Genomic DNA, 19,297 nt, shown 5'->3' on the forward strand with positions numbered 1-19,297 from the left:
GATGAGCAACCAGACACCCGACGAGTTCGCCCAGATCGGGTCCGACGAGGAGGTCGAGGCGGCGCTGACGCCGAAGAAGACCCTCAACCTGCCGCTGGCGACGGCGATTCTGACCGGCGTCGTGGTGCTGGCCGTCGGGCTCGCGGGTGGTGCGGGGCTGCATGCCGCGTTCGCCTCCGACAATTCGTCGAACCAGCCGCAGGCCGGTCGCGGCTTCGGCGGGTACGGCGGGTTGCGGGGACAGAACGGGCCGGGCCAGGCGCCTGGCGGTCAAGGTGGTGGTGGGACGGTCGGCACGGTGGTGTCGGCCAACGGTTCGGAGCTGGTCGTGAAGACCCAGGCGGGCAACGTCACGGTGAAGCTGACCGGCGACACGACGTACGAGATCAGCTCGAAGGGCACCGCCGCGGATCTGAAGGCGGGCGAACAGATCGTGGTCAGCGGGCAGAACACCAACGGCACGATCACCGCGAACACCGTCCGCCAAGGCACCCTCGGCCTCCGCACCAACCCGACTGCCACGCCCTCGTCGCGCTGACGATCGCCAGGCCATCACAATCGACCGCCTGCCGCAGAGGCATGCGGGGCGGCTGTCGGCGACAGCGCATTGTGATGGCCTGGGGATCGCGCCCAGCCGGCACGCCCAGCCGGGCGGGCGTTCATGCGCGGGTGGCGGTGAGGGCGACGGCTAGGGAGTCGAGAGTGAAGCTGCCGCCGGCTGCGTCGATCGCGGCGCCGGTTCCCTCCAGGACGGCGTCGAGCTTGCCGGCGTCGGTGAGGGGCTTGGCCATGCCGCTCGTGCGGAGCTGGTCGAGCCACTCGTCGCGCGTGTAGGTACGTGACCAGGGGAATGTCGGGCGCTCGATATCGGTGAACAGGCTGGTGAGGCTGCCGGCGGTCCGGTCGAGGAACTGTTCGTAAGCACCGAGAGGTGACGCGGTGACGGCCGGATTGCCGGGCAGGACGTCGCGATACACGGCGGCGAACGCTGCGCCGATCTCGGGCGGTGGCTGCAGGACGTACCAGAAGACGGCGAGCCGGCCGCCGGGGCGGAGGATCCTGGCGGCCTTCGCCGCGCCGGCCGCCGGATCGATCCAGTGCCAGGTCATACCGGCGACCACCGCGTCGAACGTCCTGCCGGCGGGATCCCAGGACTCGAAGGGGGACACCTCCACCTCGACCCCGGTACTGCGGGCGTACGCCGCCATCCGCTCGTCGACGTCCACACCGAGGACGCGACACCCGGCCGCCTGGAACTGGCGCGAGCTGATCCCGGTACCGCACCCGACGTCGAGCACCTCGCGCCCCGGCGCGGAGGCAACGATCGCCTCGACCAGGGCATCCGGGTACCGCGGCCGCGCCCGGTCGTACAGCGCCGCGTCCATCCCGAAGGACTCCGCCATCACCCGCTGCCGATGCGGCTCACCGCCACCGGATGGCGCTGAACCACCGGACGGCGCAGCGCTTCCCGGGGACTCGGTGTTGCCTGGCCGCGCAGTGCTGCGTGACAGTGCAGGGCCGTCGGATGGCTCGCGGGTGGTGGTGGTGGGCTCGGGGTCGGGAGGGGGTTCGGGGGCTAGAGTGGGCATGTGCCCAACCGTAGTGGGCGCATGCCCACTTGTGTCAAGGGACGGTGCGGATGCCTACTGGCGTGGCGATGCGGGATGCCCGGGAGCAGTTGTTCGACGCGGCTGAGCGCGTGCTGCTCCGGGACGGCCCCGAGGCGCTCACCAGTCGTGCAGTGACCACCGAAGCCGGGTGCGCGAAAGGCATGCTGCACAAGCACTTCACGGACTTCGACGGCTTCCTCGCAGAGCTCGTGCTGGACCGGATCCGCCGCCTCGACGATCAGGCCGAAGTCCTGCTGAAGGCCGCCGGACAGGGCATCGTGGTCGACAACCTGACCACGATGCTGACCGACCTGTTCGGCTCGGTCGCCGTCGCGATCGTCAGCCTGACGATCTCCCGGGACGGCCTGCGCGCCCGGTTGCGCGAAGACGTGCCGACCGGCGTGCCGATCCTCACTGAGGCCGGCCGTGCTCTGCGGGACTACCTGGCCGCGGAGCAGACCTACGGCCGGATCCCGGCCGGCGCCGACATCGACGTCCTCGGCCTCACGCTGATCGGCTCGACCCACCTGCTGTTCGCCGATCGCACGGGCGTCCGCCCGACCACGGACGAAGTACGCGCCTTCGTGGGTTCCGTCGTGCCGAGCTAGTTGCCGGACCCGATGACTCGTCGGAGAGATCCGATGAGTCATTGACGGCTGCGCGCGGAAAGCGCTATCTTCCGACGAAATGAGGCCCAAAAAGTACAAATCTGGCCTCTCGTCGACAGGGAAGTTGGCATGACTGTGTCCGTGATGAGGTCATTCAAGGTGATGGCCGCAGGGGTGGGGATGGCCCTGGCGGTGGCCGCGTGCGGAGCGGGTGGAGCCGGCGGCGCCGGCCGTAGCGGCACTGCCGAGCAGGATCCGTCCGCTCCGCTGGAGCTGTGGACCCGCACCACGCCGGGCGGCGACGGTGAGAAGGGCATGAAGAAGCTGGTCGCGGCCTTCGAGGCGGCGACCGGCCACAAGGTCGAGGTCACGGCGATCTTCGACGACTTCGAGACGAAGCTGTCCCAGCGCGCGGCGCAGAAGGACCTGCCGGACATCGTGATGAACGACTCGTCCCAGCTGGGCACGATGGTCTCCCAGGGCATCGTCCGCGAGGTGGACCTGGGCGCGATCAAGGGCAGCGACCAGCTGCTCGAGCCCGCGCTGGCGGCCGCGCGTTCCGCGGACGGCAAGACGTACGGCGTTCCGTACTCCGCCCAGGCCTCCGCGCTGCTGATCCGCAAGGACTGGCTGCAGAAGGTCGGCCTGGCCGCGCCGACGAACTGGGACGAGATGGCCGCCCTGGCGAAGGCCTTCACCACCCAGGACCCGGACGGCAACGGCAAGGCCGACACCTACGGACTGGCGGTGCCGGGCTCGACCAAGCGCGGCTACGCGTCCTGGTACTTCTCGAACTTCCTCTGGGCCGCCGGCGGTGACTTCATCGCGAAGCAGTCCGACGGGAAGTTCAAGCCCGCGATGACCACCCCGGAGTCGGTGGCCGCGACCAAGTGGTTCCGCGACCTCGCCTGTACGTCGAAGGTGGTCCAGCCCGGTGCGGCGACGATGGACACCCCGCCGACCAACGAGACGTTCGAGGCCGGCAAGACCGGCATGTACGTCGTCGGCCCGTACCTAATGCCCCGCTTCGACTCCTCGCTCGGCAAGGACAAGTACCAGGTGGCGCCGATGCCCAAGGGACCGAAGGACTCGACGGTGCTCGCCGAGGGCGGCAGTGTCTACCTGATGGCCGGCTCGAAGAACGAGGCCGGGCAGAACGCGTTCGCCGGCTTCGCGATCTCCGCGGAGGGCCAGAAGATCGGTATGCAGGGTGAGAAGGCGTTCATCGTGCAGTTGCCGGTCAACAAGGGCGTCGACATCGCGTCGGTCCGCCCGGACCCGCGGTGGAAGCTATACGCCGACGCGTACCGCGAGCACGGCCGCTACGCCCCGTCGATCCCGAACTGGACGGCGGTCCGCCAGAGCACGGCCGACACGGTGAACGCTCTGATCGCCGACTGCGGCCTCGACCTCGACGCCGAGCTGAAGAAGGTCGATCAGAAGCTGGGTGAAGCGCTCAGCCAGCAGGGCATCGGCGCGTCGTGAGTGTCCGTGAGGCGGCTCGGGTGACCGTCCCGGCGCACGTCGCGCCGGCGGCCACCCCACGCCGAGGACAGCGGCGGCGCAGTGGTCAGTGGTGGGTTCCGTGGCTGTTCCTGGCGCCTGCGCTGGTCCTGTTCGTGTACTTCAAGTTCATTCCGATGGCGCAGGCGATCGGGATGTCGGTCCAGGACGTCCGGCCGTACCTCGGCAACACCTGGGTCGGCGGCGCGAACTACGCGGAGGTCCTGGGCTCGGACGGCTTCCGGTCCGCGGCCTGGAACACGGTGGTGCTGGCGGTCGGCCAGACGGCCGGTTCGATGATCCTCGGGTTCTGCCTGGCCCTGCTGGTCGAGGGGCAGACCCGGAAGCTGACCTTCATCCGGTCGGCCGCGTTCCTGCCGGTCGTCGTACCGCTGGCGGTGACGGCCGAGCTGTGGCGGATCATGTACCACCCGACGGGCGACGGCCTGATCAACCAGGTCATCGGTCTGGTCGGGCTCGGTCCGTCCGGGTTCATCAACGACCCGCACACGTCGCTCGCCTCGATCGCCGTCACGGGCATCTGGCGCGGTGCGCCGTACGACATGATGATCTTCCTGGCCGGGCTGGCGGGGATCGACCGCGGACTGTACGAGGCGGCGACGGTCGACGGGGCGTCGACCCGGCAGCGGATCCGGCACGTCACGCTGCCCGGTCTGCGGCCGGTGTTCGCGATCCTGTTCGTGCTCGCGGCGGTCCGCGGGTTCCGGACGTTCACCGAGGTGTTCCTGCTGACCAACGGCGGGCCGAACGGCTCGACCGAGGTCGTGATGACGCTCATCTACAAGCTGGGCCTGGAGCAGAGCCGGCTCGGTGTCGGCTCGGCCGGAGCGGTGCTGCTGTTCGCCGCCACGCTCGTGCTGACCGTGTGCGTCCAGTTGCTGCGACGGAGGAGATCCGCATGAGTGCTGCCACCGAGACCGCGCTCGGACTCACCGAGCGCACGGGCGTCGGCGCCCGGCTGGCGAAGTTCGTCGTCTACACCGGTCTGTTCGCCGTCTTCGCCGGTCCGTTGCTCACGTTGCTCGTGGGTTCGTTCAACCACGTGTCGGATCCGACGCAGCTGAGCGTCGTACCGAGGACGCCGACCCTCGACAACTTCCGGATCGCGTTCGACCACGGCGTACTGCGGTACCTGCTGAACTCGTTCTTCGTCGTCGGATTCGGCCTGCTGCTGCAGGTGGCGGTGTCGGTGCTCGCGGGGTACGCGCTGGCGCGGAAGGTGTTCCCGCTGATGACGCTGGTGATGGTCGCGATCCTGGCCACGATGATGCTGCCCGAGGAGATCCTCGCGCTGCCGCTCACCCTGGTGCTGGCGGATCTGCCGCTGGTGCACGTCAATCTGATGGGGACGCTGGCCGGCATGATCGTGCCGCTCGGCGCGTGGGCGTTCTCGATCCTGGTGATGACCGAGTTCATGAAGGACGTGCCGCGGGAGCTCGAGGAGGCGGCGCGGATCGACGGCGCGGGCGAGCTGCGGATCTTCGCCCAGATCATCCTGCCGCTGTGCAAGCCGGCTCTCGGCGTGATCGGGGTGTTCGGCTTCACCATGATCTGGGACCAGTACCTGCTGCCGTTGCTGGTGGCCCAGAACTCGTCGGCGTACACGCTGCCGCTCGCGCTGCGGACGCTGCGGATCGACCCGGCCGTCACGCCGGGCGTTGTCCTGGCCGCGTCGTTGCTCGCGCTGCTGCCGTCCGTGCTGGTGTTCCTCTTCTTCCAACGTTCGTTCGCCCGAGGGCTCACCTCCGGCGCACTCAAGGGGTGAGACATGCATCGTCGTACCTTCCTGGCCGCCACCGGCCTGACCGCCACACTGACCGCCACACTGACAGCGTTGACCACGCGGGCGGCGACCGCGGACACACCCCGTGGCCTCGTCCGTTCACTCGACGAACTGCGGGACGCGATCGCGCGGGCGGTGCCGGGCACCGTCATCACGGTTGCCGACGGCACCTACGACGTACCGGCCGGGGCGCCGATCGCGATCACCGGCAAGCGCGGGAGTCGCGGCGCGCCGATCGTCGTCCGGGCCGAGTCGGCCGGCGGCGTGGTGCTGACCGGTGAACAGAGCTTCGTGCCGACCGGGTCGTCGGACATCACGATCAGCGGCTTCGCGTTCCGGCAGCGTACGACGCTGGACGTCCCGCCGGACTGCCGGCGGATCCGGCTGAGCCGCAACGACTTCCAGCTGGCCGATCTCGAGGGCCTGCACTGGGTGATGGTTCGTGCGGACGAGTCGACGGTCGACCGCAACGACTTCCACGGCAAGTCCACACTCGGCATCTACCTCGGGGTCGAGGGCGCCGGGACCGACCAGATGGCTCGCGGGGTGCACATCACCCGGAACTACTTCCGCGACCACACGTTCCCCGGCGACAACGGCGGTGAGCCCATCCGGCTCGGCGTCAGCCCGCGGGCGTTGTCGACGGCCGGCGCGGTCGTCGAGCTGAACCTGTTCGAGCGCGCCAACGGCGACCCCGAGGCGATCTCGGTCAAGTCGTCGGGCAACACCATCCGCCACAACACGATCCGCGACAGCTTCGGCGGGATCGTCCTGCGGCACGGCAACCGGAACCGGGTCGAGGGCAACTACCTGCTGTCCGGCGAGAACGGGATCCGGATCTACGGCGACGACCACCTGGTCGTGAACAACTACGTCGAGCGAATCAGCGGCGCCGGCGTCGTGCTCGGCAGCGGCAACGTCCGCGACCACTATCCCGGCGAGCCGGCCGCCTCCCGCCGCGGCAACGACGCGCCCGACCGGGTCCGGATCGCGCTGAACACCGTGCTCGACTGCGAGGCCGCGATCATCGGCGAGAGTCACCGGACCCTGCCGCCGCTCGGCTGCGCGGTGACGGACAATCTTCTGATGGCAGACAGCGGACAGCTCGTGAACATGCCGTTCCAGGACGGCATCACCTGGTCGGGCAACCTGCACTGGGGACAGGCCGCGGACGGCAACGCGCCCGCCGCCGGCTTCACCCGCGTCGACCCGCGGCTCGCGGCCGGTTCCGACGGGGTACGGCGGCTCGCACCGGGCAGTCCGGCGATCAACGCGGCGTCGCGCGCGTACCCGGACGTCGACGTGGATCTGGACGGTCATCACCGGACCGGTCGCGCGGATGTCGGCGCGGACGAGTACTCCGCACGCCGTCCGGCGTACCGCCCGCTCACCGCCGCCGACGTGGGACCGCACGCACGATGACGACGGCACAGAACACCGCGCTGGGGGAGCAGGAGATCATCCGTACGTATCTCGATCGGCTGCGGCTGGACCTGGTGGTCGCCGCCCGGATCACCAAGGTGCACCGCGAATGGTCGCGGTCCCTGCAGCCGGACCCGTTCTCGCGGCTGTACCTGATCCTGGAAGGGGAGGGACGTCTCGTCGTAGGGGAGCAGGAGCTCTACCCGCGGCCCGGCGAGCTGGTGTATCTGCCGGCCGACGTGCCGGTGTCGTACGAGACGATCAGCGACAACGTTTTCCGCAAGCACTGGCTGCACTTCTCCGCGCTGATCGGCGACCGCGACATCGGCGAGATGCTGACGCTGCCGTACATCGTGCCGAGCCGCGCTCCCGAACAGGCAGCGGCCCTGTTCGAGCAGGTCGGCGCGGCCGATCGCGACCCGCCCGGTCTCGCCACGCCGCTGCGGCTGCGTTCGGCGTTGACCGCGCTGTTCGCGCACTACCTGGACAGTGCGCCGCCCGGTTCTGTGCGGCTGTCCCCGCAGCAGACGAGCGAGTCCGCGATCGTTCGGTACATCCAGGAGAACCTCGCCACGCTGCCGAGCGTCGAGGAGCTCGCCGCCGTGTTCGGCTACGACCTGCCGTCGTTCATGCGGCACTTCCGCACCGAGTTCGGCCTGTCGCCGAAGCAGTACATCAAGCGGGCCCGGATCGAGTGGGCCCAGCGCGAACTGGTGGCGACCGCACGACCGATGGAGGAGATCGCGGCCGCCGTCGGGATGGACCAGTCCTATTTCTCGAAGGTCTTCCGACAGGTGAGTTCGGTGACCCCGAGCGAGTACCGGAAGTTGTACCGCCCCAACAGCTAGGAGCTCGTCATGGACCGTCGTACCTTCTTGACCAGTACTGGAGTCGTCGCCTTCTCCTTGGTGGGCGCGCGACCTGCGCTCGCCACGGCTCAGGCGACGGTCACGTCGCTGGCCGAGTTGCAGCAGGCAATCAACAGTGCCGCCGCCGGCACCACGATCACCCTCGCCAACGGTTCGTACGCCGTACCGTCGGGGTCGCCGATCCGGATCACCAACCGGCACGGAAGCAGCAGCGCGCCGATCACGATCGTGGCGCAGAGCCGCGGCGGGGTGACGCTGACCGGCGCGCAGAGCTTCGTGTTCTCGGGATCCTCGAACATCACGATCAGCGGGTTCGCGTTCCGGCAGAGTACGACGCTGGAGATCCCGGCGGACTGCCCGCGGATCCGGCTCACCCGCAACGACCTGTCCTTCGCCGCGGAGACCGGGCACTGGGTCGTCGTCCGGGGCAACGACGCGAAGATCGACCGCAACACGTTCCACGACAAGTCCACCGTCGGCTGTTACCTGGTGATCGACGGACCGGGATCGGAGGCGATGGCGCAGCGCACGCACATCCTGCGCAACCACTTCCGCGACCATTCCTTCGGTGGCTCGAACGGTGGTGAGCCGATCCGCCTCGGCGTCAGCAGCCGGGCGCTCAGCACCGCCGACGCGACGGTCGAGTACAACCTGTTCGAGCGGGTCGACGGCGACCCGGAGGCGATCTCGGTGAAGTCGTCGGGCAACACGATCCGGTACAACACGATCCGCGACAGCCTGGGTGGCATCGTGCTGCGGCACGGCAACGAGAACCGGGTGGAGAGCAACTACCTGCTGTCCGGGGACAACGGGATCCGGATCTACGGCAACGACCACCTGATCGTGAACAACTACGTCGACGGGGTCGGCGGCGCAGGCGTCGTCCTCGGCAGTGGCACCGAACGCGACCACTACGAGGGCGAGCCGTCGGACTCACGCCGCGGCAACGACGCCCCCGACCGGGTCACGATCGTGCTGAACACGCTGCGGAACAACGGCCAGGCCGTGGCCGGCGAGAGCCAGCGCACCGTTCCGCCGCTGAACTGCGTGATCGCGGACAACCTGATGGTCGGCGGCAACGGCGAACTGGTCGCCATGCCCTATCCGGACGGCCTGACCTGGACGGGCAACATCGTCTGGGGACAGGCCGCCACCGGCAACATCCCGTCCTCGGGCTACACCCGGGCCGATCCCAAGCTGACCGCGGGCAGTGACGGTGTGTACCGGCTCGGCTCGGGCAGCGCGGCCGCGAACGCCGCCAAGCTCGACCACTCGGGTCAGGTCGCCGACGACATGGACGGTCAGCCCCGCACGGCGCCGTACGACGTGGGCGCGGATGAGTACTCGACCGGTACGCCGATCCGCCGTCCGCTCACACCCGCTGACGTCGGCCCCAACGCTGCCTAGACGACCGTCGGCTGGCTGTTGCCGGCCTCGGTGATGCCGCGGCGCATGTCGACGCGTGACAGCAGAACGAGGCCGATCACGAAGAAGATGCCGAGGGCGACGATCGCGGGACGGTACGAACCGGTGATCTGGTGGACCAGACCGAACACCAGGGTGCCGAGCCACGACGTCCCGCGTTCGCCCGCCTGGTAGAGCGAGAAGTACTCCGCCTCGCGGCCCTTCGGGATCAGCTGGCTGAACGCCGAGCGGGACAGCGCCTGCGTGCCGCCGAGCACGATCCCGATCGCGACCCCCATCGCGAAGAACGGCACGATCTGCTTCTCCGGGAGCATGAAGCCGGCGATCACGATGAGCATCCAGAACACCAGCCCGCCCATGATGGTCCGCTTGGTGCCGAACCGCCGCGCGAACCGCCCGAACGCCAGCGCGCCGAAGAACGCGATGAACTGCACCAGCAGGATGGTCGCGATCAGCACCTGGGTCTCGAACCCGAGCTGCTTCTCGCCGTACGTCGAGGACACCGAGATGACGGTCTGGATCCCGTCGTTGAAGAACAGGTACGCGACCAGGAACAGCAAGGTCATCGGATAAGTCCGCATGTGCTTCAGCGTCGCGGCCAGCTGGCCGAAGCTCTGCCGGACCAGGCTGCCGCTCCGCACCGGTACGACGTGCGTCGGCGGCCGGTTGCGCAACTTCACGAACGGGATGAACGTGAACGCTCCCCACCACAGCCCGGCGGACAGCAGACTCAGGCGCACCGCCGTACCTTGGCTCAGGCCGAGTGCGTCGTGAGCGGTGACGACTGCCAGGTTGATCGTGAGCAGGATGAAGCCGCCCAGGTAGCCGAACGCCCAGGCGCGCGACGAGACGTCGTCCCGGTCGTCCGGGCCGGTGATGTCGATCAGGATCGAGTCGTAGACCACCAGCGACGACCCGAGACACAGGTTGCCGATGAACAGCAGCAGTGCACCGAGCTCCCAGCGCCCGCCGCCGACGAACACCATGCAGCAGGCGGCCAGCGCACCCGTCCAGGCGAAGGCGCACATCAGCAGCTTCTTGCGCTCCAGCCGGTCCGCGATCGCACCGACCACGGGCAGGAACAGCGCCGACACCAGGGTTGCGACGGTGACGACGTAGAAGGCGAGCGAGCCGGGGGAGATGCCCAGGCCGAGCACGTCCAGATTCGTGTGGCACGGTCTGTCCGCCGAACCGACATATCCGCAGGCGGCGGTCTCGGCGACCGAGGTCAGGTACGGCGCGAACAGCACCGTGCCGACGGTGGTGACATAGCCCGAGTTGGCCCAGTCGTACAGGCTGAAACCCCAGTACTCACGCTTGTCGACCGCCGCCGGGGCGGAGAGAAGTCCCATGCGCAGGAGTGTGTCAGGTCAGAGATGCGAAGCGGCGTACCTGGCGATAACACTTCAGTGCCCGATTCAGTGCCACTGACCGCGTTCGATCAGCACGTCGCGCAGTACGTCGGTGCGGTCGGTGATGATGCCGTCGGCGCCGGCGTCGAGCATCCGGCGGATCACATCGGCGTCGTCGACCGTCCACAGGTGCACCTGCTTGCCTCGCGCGTGCGCCCGCTTGACCAGGCCGGGCGTGAGGACCCGGAGCGCGCCGTACCGCTCGGGGATCTGCAGGCAGGCGCCGCGTGCGGGCACGCCGAACGGCAGGAACCGGATCAGTGCGGTTTCCCAGTCGCCGTACCCCGTACACAGCCGCGGACCGAGCAGCTTGCGGATCCGCCGGACCCGCGACTGGGAGAACGACGAGACACAGATCCGGTCGATCGCGCCCATCGACTGCAGGACCTTGGCCGCCGGCTCGAGCCCGCCCTCGGCCTTGATGTCGAGGTTGAACCGGGTCTCGGGGAACTGCTCCAGCAGCTCGTCCAGGCGGGGGATGGGCTCGTGGCCGTTGATCTTCGCCTTGCTGACCTCGGACCAGGGCAGCTCGGCGATCACTCCGGCCCGGTCGGTGACCCGGTCGAGCCGGGTGTCGTGGAAGGCGATCACGACCCCGTCGCGGGTCGCGTGCAGGTCCGTCTCCAGGTACCGGTATCCGAGGTCGACCGCGTGCTGGAACGCACGCAGCGAGTTCTCGTACCCGATGTTGTCCGGGTGTTTCGCGCCGCCCCGATGCGCCATCGCGATCGGCCCGTCGTGGTCGAGGTAGGGGTACACGCGTGGAAGTATGTACCGTTTGCGTGGTGACGGTACTCACCCCCCGCCCCGACCTGTGGACCCTCGATCCCGATGTCCTGCACCTCAATCACGGTTCGTACGGCGCCGTGCCACGCCGGACGCAGGAGCTGATGGCGCGCCTGCGGACGGAGATGGACGCGAACCCGATGGTGTGGTTCCGGACCGTCGCCGACCGCCTGACCACGAGCCGCCTCGCGCTGGCGTCGTACCTGGACACCGATCCCGACGGGTTCGCGCTGGTCGCGAACGCCAGCGCCGGCGTGACCGTCGCGCTGCACACGCTGCCGATCCCCGCGGGCAGCCGGATCGTGCTGACCGACCACGCGTACGGCGCGGTGCGGTACGCCGCCGAGCGGATCGCCAAGGACCGCGGCGCCGAGGTGGTGAACGTCGGGATCCCGCTCGAGGCCGACGACGAGACCGTGGTCGCGCTGATCGCGCGGCACCTCGGCAAGGCGTCCGTCCTGATCGTCGACCAGATCACCTCGGGTACGGCGAAGGTGTTCCCGATCGACGCCCTGGTGGCGGCCGCTCACGAGCACGGCGTACCGATCGTCGTGGACGGCGCGCACGCCCCCGCGCTCATCGACGCCCCGGCCGCGGCCGGAGCCGACTTCTGGACGGGCAACTTCCACAAGTGGCCGGCGGCTCCGCGCGCGACGGCCGGGCTGGTGGTCGCGGAGCGGTGGCGGTCGGCGGCCAAGCCGCTGATCGTGTCGTGGTCGGAGTACGACGAGCGGATGCCGGAGCGCTTCGACTCGCAGGGGACGTACGACTACGTGCCGTGGATCGCCGCGCCGGAGTCGCTGCGGGTGCTGGCCGACCTGAACTGGCCGACCCGCCGCCCGCAGCTGACAGGCCTCGTCGAGGAGGGCGCGAGGATCCTCGCCAAGGCGCTCGGCACCGGAATCGCGGAGGTCGTCCACCCGCCGGCGACGATGCGGCTGGTCGAGCTGCCGTCGTCGGTCGACCTGTCCGGCGGCGAGGCCCTGAAGATGCGGGTGTCGCGCGAACTGAAGGCCGAGATCACCCTGACCGGCTTCGAGGGCCGCGGCTTCGTCCGGTTGTCGGCGCACGCGTACAACTCGCCGGCGGACTACGAGAAACTGTCGGAGGGCCTGCCTAGGGTTCTCGCGTGAACGACATCCAACGCTCTTACAACATCGCTGCCGCCGACTATCACGCGATCCTGAAGGACTACCACCACGCCGACCCGTTCGAGATCGGTGCCCTGGACTACTTCGCCGCGCTGGTCCCAGGCGGGCCGGTCGGGGATCTCGGGTGTGGGACCGGGCGGATCACGACGTACCTGGCCGGCAAGGGGCTGGATGTGTTCGGGGTCGACCTGACGCCGGGGATGATCGAGGTGGCGCGGCGCGAGTACCCGGAGCTGCGGTTCGAGGTCGGGTCGTTGTTCGACCTGGACCTGAAGGACGGTGAGCTCGCCGGGGCCCTCGCGTGGTACTCGCTCGTCCACACTCCTCGCGAGGACCTTCCGGCGGTGTTCGCGGAGCTCTTCCGGGTGCTCCGGCCCGGCGGCCACCTGGTGCACGGCTTCAAGGTCGGCGACGGCAGCCGCCACCTCAGCCACGGGTACGGTCACGACCTGGACCTCGAGGTCTACATGTACGACGTCGCGGACGTCGCCGGGCTGCTGGGCGGCGCCGGGTTCGCCGAGGTGGCGACCCTGACGCGCGCGGCGCTGCCCGGCGAGAAGGACGCCGCCCAGGCCGCCCTCATCGTCCGCAAACCGGCGCTCTGATCCGGCTACCCCTTGATCGCCCCGGACGTCATACCGGCGACGATCTTGCGGTTGAAGAACAGGAACATGATCAGCGGCGGGATCGTGATCAGCAGGATGTTCATGAACAGCAGGTTGTACTGCGTGCTGAACTGACTCTGGAAGTTGTACAGCGTCAGCTGAACGGTCGCGTTCTGGTCGCCGGGCAGGAAGTACAGCGGGTTCACGAAGTCGTTGAACACCGCGACGGACTGCACGACGATGACGGTGATGATGACGGATCTGAGCAGCGGGAAGATGACCCCGAAGAACAGCCGCAACGGTCCGGCGCCGTCGATGATCGCGGCCTCGTCGAGTTCGCGTGGGATGGTCGAGACGAACGCCCGGAACAACAGAATGCAGAACGACAGACCGAACGCGATCTCGATCAGGATCAACCCCGGCATGGTCCGGAACAGACCGAGTCTCTGCAGCACCCAGATCGTCGGGACGACGGCCGGCGGGATGATCAGCCCGGACAGCACCAGGAAGTTGATGAACGGATTCCACCGGCTCTTGCGCCGCTGCAGCACGAACCCGGCCATCGCCGCCAGCACCACCATGCCGGCCACACTGGCCACGGTGAGGATCGTGCTGTTGATGAAGGCGATCACCAGCATGTAGTCGCGGGCCTTGACCACGTCGATGAAGTTCTGCACGACCTGGAACTGGTTCGGCCAGGCGAAGTCGAGGTCCGCGGACTGCTGCCGGTCCTTCACCGCGGTCAGCGCGATGAAGGCGAACGGGATCACGAACACCACGATCGACGACACGATGGCGACCGCGCTGAGCAGGTAGCTCCGGCCCGGCCGGTGATTGACGAGTTCGGAGGTACTCATGGGGCCTCCCGGTCTGGACTGAGGAGCGGAGGGAGCGAAGCGACCGGAGCGACGAGGGAAGACCGGGAGCAACAGCCCCATGAGCCGCCGCGACGGAGTCGCGGCATATGTACGGTGCTCACAGGTTCACCTCCTTGCGGTTCAGGAACCAGTTCAGCGGCAGCACGATCAGCGTGACCACCAGGAAGAGGATCACGTTGCCGGCCGTGGAGAGGCCGTAGAACCCGGCCTGGTACTGCTTGTAGATCACTGACGAGATCACGTCCGAGGTGAAGCCGGGCCCGCCCCGCGTCATCGCCCAGATCAGCTCGAACGACCGCAGGCCGCCGATCAGGGACAAGATGATGACGGTGACCGTGGCCGGCCGGGACAGCGGCAGCACGATCCGCCAGAACGAGTCCCACGCCCCGGCCCCGTCGACCCGGGCGGCCTCCATGTACTCCCGCGGGATCGACACGATCCCGGCGATGTAGATGAGCGTCGCCAGACCGACGCCCTTCCACACGTCGACCAGTGCCAGCGACATCAACGCCCACGACGGGTCGGTCAGCCACCCCGGTCCGTCGATGCCGATCACGCCCAGGGCGCCGTTGATCAGCCCGCGTTCGGGGTTCATCAGCACCTGGAAGGTCAGCCCGACACCGATGGTGCTGACCAGCACCGGAAAGAACACGACCGACCGGAGATAGCTGCGGCCGACGATCCGCGACGTCAGCAGAACGGCGAGCAGCAGCCCGAGCACCACCTTCGACCCCGACGTCACCACCGCGAAGACCAACGTGTTGGTGAAGCCTTTGACCAGGGCGGGCTCCTGGAAGAACATCACGAAGTTGTCGAACCCGATGAAGTTCGAGTCGAACAGCGTCCACCGGGTCAGGCTGTAGTAGAAGGAAGCGAACGTCGGGATCAGGAACAGCACGGCATAGATCACCGCGGTGGGCAGATAGAACCAGAACGAGTACGGCGTGTAGAACCTCCTCCCGGCCGCGGGTGCGGCCGGGTTCGATTCACTGCGTGACTTCGGACGAGCCGAGGTGATGGTCATGGGCCGACCTCACCAACCCGCCAGTCCGAGTTGCTGCGCCTGCTTCTTCACATCCTCGTCGTACCGCGCCGCGCCGTCCTTGCCCTTGCGAATCCCGGATCCGACCTCGACGGTGATCTGCTCCAGCGAGGGGCCCTTCACCGGCGACACGAACTCCAGCGCCAGGCTGGACCCGCCTTCCTTGTCGAGGTACGGCTGCATGTCCTTGATCGACTGAGGTACGTCGGCCGGGAGTTCACAACCCTTGACGGCGTACGGACCGGTCGGGACGCCCGCGGCAGCCAGGGACTTGCAGCCGTCGGGGCTGGCCACGAACGCGAGGAACTTCTTCGCCGCCTCCAGCTTGTCGTCCTTGGTGGTGTTCGGGATGTAGATACCGCCCGGCGTCCACACGGTCAGACCGTTCTTGCTCGCGTCGTCACCAGGCAGCGCGAACAGACCGACGTCCTTGGCGGCGTTCGGGTTGGTGGCCACCATGTCGTTGACCACACCGGACAGGATCGGGTAGTGCGCACCCTTGCCGGTGGCAAGCATCTTGAGACCGTCCGGCAGCTTCGCCGAGGCGAAGTCCTTGTTCTGGTAGCCGAGGTCGTGCACCTGCTGGGTGTGCTCGAACCCCTTGACCGCCGCCGGTGACGTCGCGTACTTCGCCTGGTTCTTGGTGTACTTGTCGGCGAAGTCCGGCTCGGACACCGCCACGTTGTGGAAGTCGCCGAGGACGAACAGCTGGGAGGTCCAGGTCTCGCCGTAGGTCTGGATCACCGGCGCGACGCCGCCGCCGGCGGCCTTGATCTTGGCGTTGTTGGCCATGAACTCGGCCCAGGTCTTCGGCACCGTGAGTCCGAGCTTGTTGTAGATCGGGATGCTGTAGAGGACCGCACCACCCATGAACCCGCCGGACGGCACCCCGTAGATCTTGTCGCCGGACTTCACCGTCCTGGTGAAGTTCTCGTCCAGGTCGCCGATGTAGGGCTCGTCGGTGATCGCGACCAGGTTCTTGTCCGGCGCGATCGCCTGGAACAGCGACCCGGTGTTGTACGCGAACACGTCCGTCATGTCACCGGTCGACAGCCGGGTCTTGACGATGTTGTCACCCTCGGATCCGGCCGGCCGGGTCTCCAGCTTGACGGTGACGTCGGGGTTCTTGGCGGTGAAGTCCTTGGTGAGTTGCTGGGCCTCCTTGAGATCCTGCTCCTGATTGCCGATCAGGTACGTGATCTCGACCGCGGTGCTGCCGCCGGCGTCGTCGCTGGATCCGAGACTGCCCGCGCTGCACGCGGTGAGGGTGAGAGAACAGACGGCCAGTAGGGCTAGTCCACTGGCTCCTGGGCGGAACCTCATCATGACCTCCAAGGGATGTTCTGCGAACGGCAGCGGGGCGGTCGGGTGAGTGGGTTAGTGGTTGAGGAGCGCGCCGAGTGCGGCCTTGACGGCCTCGGCGCTCGGGGTGAGGCCGCGCCGGCTGATGGCGTCGACGAGACCGGCGGCCGGCTGGTCGAGGTAGCGCTCGAGACGGCCCGCGAGGTCGGCGTCGTCGGTGACGAAACCGGTCTCGGTGGCGGCGGTCGCGAGTGCGGACCAGGTCGGCAGGTGGTCGAGGAGTTGCCGGACCGTGGCGTCGGCCGGCAGCTCCGGCGTCTCGGCGTACGGGTCGTCCGCGGTCCATTCGTGCGTACCGTGTCCGACCTCGACGACGTCCTGACCGGGTACGGCGACCTTGGCGCTGGAGCCGACGGGGACGGTGACCGTCAGCGTGACCTGACCGTCGGCGCGGGTCCAGGCGACCGATGCCTCGCCGTACGGCGTGAGGTGCCTGGCGGACGCCTTCGTCAGCTGGTCGGTGAGCAATGGGCGGACGTCGATGGTGCGGTAGCCGGGCTCGGCCGCCGCGAGACCTGCGACCCGTCGGTGCATCCAGTCGGCGACGGCGCCGAGGGCGTAGTGGTTGAACGACGTCATCTGGCCGGGGTTGATGCTGCCGTCCGGCAGCATGCTGTCCCAGCGTTCCCAGACCGTCGTGGCTCCCATCGTCACTGCGTACAGCCAAGAGGGGCAGCCTGTCTGTAGCAGAAGGCGGTACGCCAGGTCAGGATGTCCGGAATCGGCCAGTGCGTCGGCCATCAGCGGCGTTCCGACGAATCCGGTGCTGATCCGGAATCCCGACGTACGGACGAGGTCGGCGAGCCGCTCGCCGGCGCGCTGCCGCTGGTTCCCGGTCGGCAGCAGGGCCCACTGCAGGGCGAGCGCGTAGGTTGTTGCCGCGTCGCTCAGTACCCGCCCGCCGTCGGTCGCGTACTCGGTCGCGAACGCCTGCCGGACGCGGCCGGCGAGGTCGGCGTACTCGCGGGCGAGGTCGGTCTGGCCGACGATCTCCGCGGCCTTGCCGACCACCTCCGCCGAGCGCGCCAGGTGCGCGGTCGCGACGACGTCGGGGTCCGCCTTGGCGCGGAACGGGTTGTCCGGCGGCGCGGTCGGGTCGAGCCAGTCGCCGAACTGGAACCCGCCCGACCAGAGCAGGTCGCTGCCCGCCAGGTCGGCCATCTTGTCGACCCACGCGCGCATGCTCGGCAGTTGCCGCGCGAGCAGCCCGGCGTCGCCGGTGCGCTCGTAGATCACCCACGGGACGATCGTTGCCGCGTCACCCCATGCGGCCGTCGCCGGACCTTCGTTCTTGAGCACGTCCGGTACGACGAACGGTACCGAGCCGTCCTTCTGCTGTTCGGCGGCCAGGTCGGCGAGCCAGTTCGTCAGGAAGCCGCCGGTGTCGAACAGGAAGCTCGCGCTCGGGGAGAAGACCTGGATGTCGCCGGTCCAGCCCAGCCGCTCGTCGCGCTGCGGGCAGTCGGTCGGTACGTCGACGAAGTTGCCGCGCATGCCCCACACCACGTTCTGGTGGAACTTGTCGAGCAGTTCGTTCGACGACTCGAACCAGCCGGTGCGGCGCAGGTCGCTGTTGATGACGACGGCTTCGAGGTCCTCCTTGCGCAGGCCGGTCACGCCGTTCACCTCGGCGTACCGGAATCCGTGGAAGGTGAGCGGTGAGTCGAGGGTGACCTCGTCCGGGCCGGCCAGGATGTACGTGTCGGTGGCCTTCGCGGTGCGGAGCGGGCGGACGCCGAGTTCGCCGTCCTCCAGAACCTCCGCGTGCCGCAGGACGATCTCGTCGCCCTCGTTGTGGCCGCGGACCTTGAGGCGGACCCGGCCGACGAGGTTCTGCCCGAAGTCGACGAGGGTCTTGCCGGACGGCGACGTGGTGATCTCGACCGCGGGCAGTACGTCGGTGATGCGGACGGGCGGGCCGTCGGGCGCGACGAGCAGGCTCAGGTCGGCGTCGAGGACGTCGACGGGGGTGGATTCGCCGGGCTGCCGGCGGAGGTCGGTGGTCTGGCCGTCGTACAGGTCGTCGGCGAGGACGTTGCTCTCGCGGGACGTCCAGGTGCCGTCGCTGCCGAACGTGTGCAGTCGCCCGTCGTCGGTGGTCACCTCGAGTTGCGCGAGGACGGCCAGGCGCTCGCCGTACAGCTGCTTCTGGTCCCGGAACCCGATCCGGCCGCGGTACCAGGCGTTGCCGAGGAGGAACTCGAGCTTGTTCTCACCAGGCCGGACGAGCTCGGTCACGTCGTACGTCTGGTAGCGGAGCCGGTACTGGTACGCCGTCCAGCCGGGCGCGAGCTCCTCGGTGCCGACGCGCTGCCCGTTGAGCTCCGGGAGATTGATGCCGTACGACGTGGCGTACAGACGGGCCTTGACGATGCCGTCGGGGAGGTCGGCAGCACCGGCGACGAGCGGCGCGGGGGAGCCGTGCGGGTTGTCGCGCGGGCTGACGAACCGGGCGCTCCAGTCGTCCGGCGTGAGCAACCCGGCCTCGACGGACGCCGGCTCGCTCCAGTCGCTCCAGTCGTCGTTACCGCGGACCCGGACCCGGACCTGCGCGGTCTCCCGGGAGGCGAGCGGGTCACCCGGCCAGGGCACCAGGACCTGGTCGGGGGACTGGACGGTGAAGACCTGGGTCGTGCCGGTGGTGATCTCGACTTCGTACGCCGTCTGCGCGTAGCCGGCGTCCGCGGCCGGGACCTGCCAGGAGATCCGTGGCGTGGCGGTGCCGATCCCGGTCACCGGCGCGGGTCGATGCTCGAAGCGGAGGGCGGTGGGTGCGGCGATATGCGACATGAGGCTCCAACCAGGGCGCTGATCAGGACG

17 protein-coding genes are annotated in these 19,297 nt (G+C 68.6%); 10 read left to right on the forward strand and 7 right to left on the reverse strand.

Annotated elements, in window-relative coordinates; genetic code table 11:
• Nucleotide 1: 1 nt before the first annotated feature.
• A complete protein-coding gene (locus BJY22_RS26050; protein ID WP_167211380.1) occupies nt 2-538 on the forward strand; it encodes a hypothetical protein in 537 nt (178 codons plus the stop codon).
• Nucleotides 539-659: 121 nt separating this feature from the next.
• Here the strand turns inward: BJY22_RS26050 and BJY22_RS26055 are convergent, their stop codons facing one another.
• Nucleotides 660-1,403, reverse strand: coding sequence for a class I SAM-dependent methyltransferase (locus BJY22_RS26055; protein ID WP_167211383.1), 744 nt, complete (start codon nt 1,401-1,403; stop codon nt 660-662).
• A 236-nt stretch (nt 1,404-1,639) separates the two neighbouring features.
• On the opposite strand from BJY22_RS26055, the gene BJY22_RS26060 reads away from it, so the two are divergent.
• The 7 genes from BJY22_RS26060 (at nt 1,640) to BJY22_RS26090 (ending at nt 9,223) form a co-directional block, all read left to right on the forward strand.
• Nucleotides 1,640-2,218 carry a TetR/AcrR family transcriptional regulator gene (locus BJY22_RS26060; protein ID WP_167211386.1) on the forward strand — a complete coding sequence of 193 codons (579 nt, stop codon included), beginning with the start codon at nt 1,640-1,642 and terminating at the stop codon, nt 2,216-2,218.
• Between the two features lie 144 nt (nt 2,219-2,362).
• Entirely contained in the window at nt 2,363-3,703 is a 1,341-nt protein-coding gene (locus BJY22_RS26065; RefSeq protein ID WP_167211389.1) for an ABC transporter substrate-binding protein, read from the forward strand.
• Entirely contained in the window at nt 3,700-4,644 is a 945-nt protein-coding gene (locus BJY22_RS26070) for an ABC transporter permease subunit (protein WP_167211392.1), read from the forward strand. The genes BJY22_RS26065 and BJY22_RS26070 overlap by 4 nt, the downstream gene beginning before the upstream one ends.
• Complete coding sequence (locus BJY22_RS26075) at nt 4,641-5,507, forward strand: carbohydrate ABC transporter permease (protein ID WP_167211395.1); 867 nt, start codon at nt 4,641-4,643, stop codon at nt 5,505-5,507. The genes BJY22_RS26070 and BJY22_RS26075 overlap by 4 nt, the downstream gene beginning before the upstream one ends.
• 3 nt (nt 5,508-5,510) lie before the next feature.
• Entirely contained in the window at nt 5,511-6,947 is a 1,437-nt protein-coding gene (locus BJY22_RS26080) for a polysaccharide lyase 6 family protein (protein WP_167211398.1), read from the forward strand.
• Nucleotides 6,944-7,795: an AraC family transcriptional regulator gene (locus BJY22_RS26085; protein ID WP_167211401.1), complete on the forward strand. Its 852-nt coding sequence runs from the start codon at nt 6,944-6,946 to the stop codon at nt 7,793-7,795. The genes BJY22_RS26080 and BJY22_RS26085 overlap by 4 nt, the downstream gene beginning before the upstream one ends.
• A 9-nt stretch (nt 7,796-7,804) precedes the next feature.
• The gene (locus BJY22_RS26090) at nt 7,805-9,223 is read left to right on the forward strand and encodes a polysaccharide lyase 6 family protein (RefSeq protein ID WP_167211403.1); all 1,419 of its coding nucleotides are present in this window, start codon (nt 7,805-7,807) and stop codon (nt 9,221-9,223) included.
• On the opposite strand, the gene BJY22_RS26095 is transcribed toward BJY22_RS26090, so the two are convergent.
• Nucleotides 9,220-10,593 (reverse strand): MFS transporter, encoded by a 1,374-nt coding sequence (locus BJY22_RS26095; protein WP_167211406.1) that lies wholly within the window; start codon nt 10,591-10,593, stop codon nt 9,220-9,222. The two genes, BJY22_RS26090 and BJY22_RS26095, sit on opposite strands and share 4 nt — an antisense overlap.
• 66 nt (nt 10,594-10,659) lie before the next feature.
• Nucleotides 10,660-11,412, reverse strand: coding sequence for a glycerophosphodiester phosphodiesterase family protein (locus BJY22_RS26100; RefSeq protein WP_337759085.1), 753 nt, complete (start codon nt 11,410-11,412; stop codon nt 10,660-10,662).
• 26 nt (nt 11,413-11,438) lie between these two features.
• Here BJY22_RS26100 and BJY22_RS26105 point away from each other — a divergent pair, with 26 nt between their 5' ends.
• Together BJY22_RS26105 and BJY22_RS26110 are read left to right on the forward strand one after the other, a co-directional pair.
• The gene (locus BJY22_RS26105) at nt 11,439-12,572 is read left to right on the forward strand and encodes an aminotransferase class V-fold PLP-dependent enzyme (protein WP_337759087.1); all 1,134 of its coding nucleotides are present in this window, start codon (nt 11,439-11,441) and stop codon (nt 12,570-12,572) included.
• Entirely contained in the window at nt 12,569-13,195 is a 627-nt protein-coding gene (locus tag BJY22_RS26110; protein ID WP_167211411.1) for a methyltransferase domain-containing protein, read from the forward strand. Before BJY22_RS26105 ends, BJY22_RS26110 begins: the two co-directional genes overlap by 4 nt.
• Before the next feature lie 5 nt (nt 13,196-13,200).
• Here BJY22_RS26110 and BJY22_RS26115 read toward each other — a convergent pair whose 3' ends face one another.
• From BJY22_RS26115 to BJY22_RS26130, 4 genes are all read right to left on the reverse strand, one after another.
• Nucleotides 13,201-14,052, reverse strand: coding sequence for a carbohydrate ABC transporter permease (locus BJY22_RS26115; RefSeq protein ID WP_167211414.1), 852 nt, complete (start codon nt 14,050-14,052; stop codon nt 13,201-13,203).
• A 118-nt stretch (nt 14,053-14,170) separates the two neighbouring features.
• Nucleotides 14,171-15,097, reverse strand: a complete 927-nt coding sequence (locus BJY22_RS26120; protein WP_167211417.1) for a carbohydrate ABC transporter permease — start codon at nt 15,095-15,097, stop codon at nt 14,171-14,173.
• A 9-nt stretch (nt 15,098-15,106) separates the two neighbouring features.
• Nucleotides 15,107-16,438 carry an ABC transporter substrate-binding protein gene (locus tag BJY22_RS26125; protein WP_167211420.1) on the reverse strand — a complete coding sequence of 444 codons (1,332 nt, stop codon included), beginning with the start codon at nt 16,436-16,438 and terminating at the stop codon, nt 15,107-15,109.
• Nucleotides 16,439-16,492: 54 nt separating this feature from the next.
• Entirely contained in the window at nt 16,493-19,267 is a 2,775-nt protein-coding gene (locus tag BJY22_RS26130; RefSeq protein WP_167211422.1) for an alpha-L-rhamnosidase, read from the reverse strand.
• Nucleotides 19,268-19,297: the final 30 nt, after the last annotated feature.

It is taken from the genome of Kribbella shirazensis, assembly GCF_011761605.1.
Lineage (GTDB): Bacteria > Actinomycetota > Actinomycetes > Propionibacteriales > Kribbellaceae > Kribbella > Kribbella shirazensis.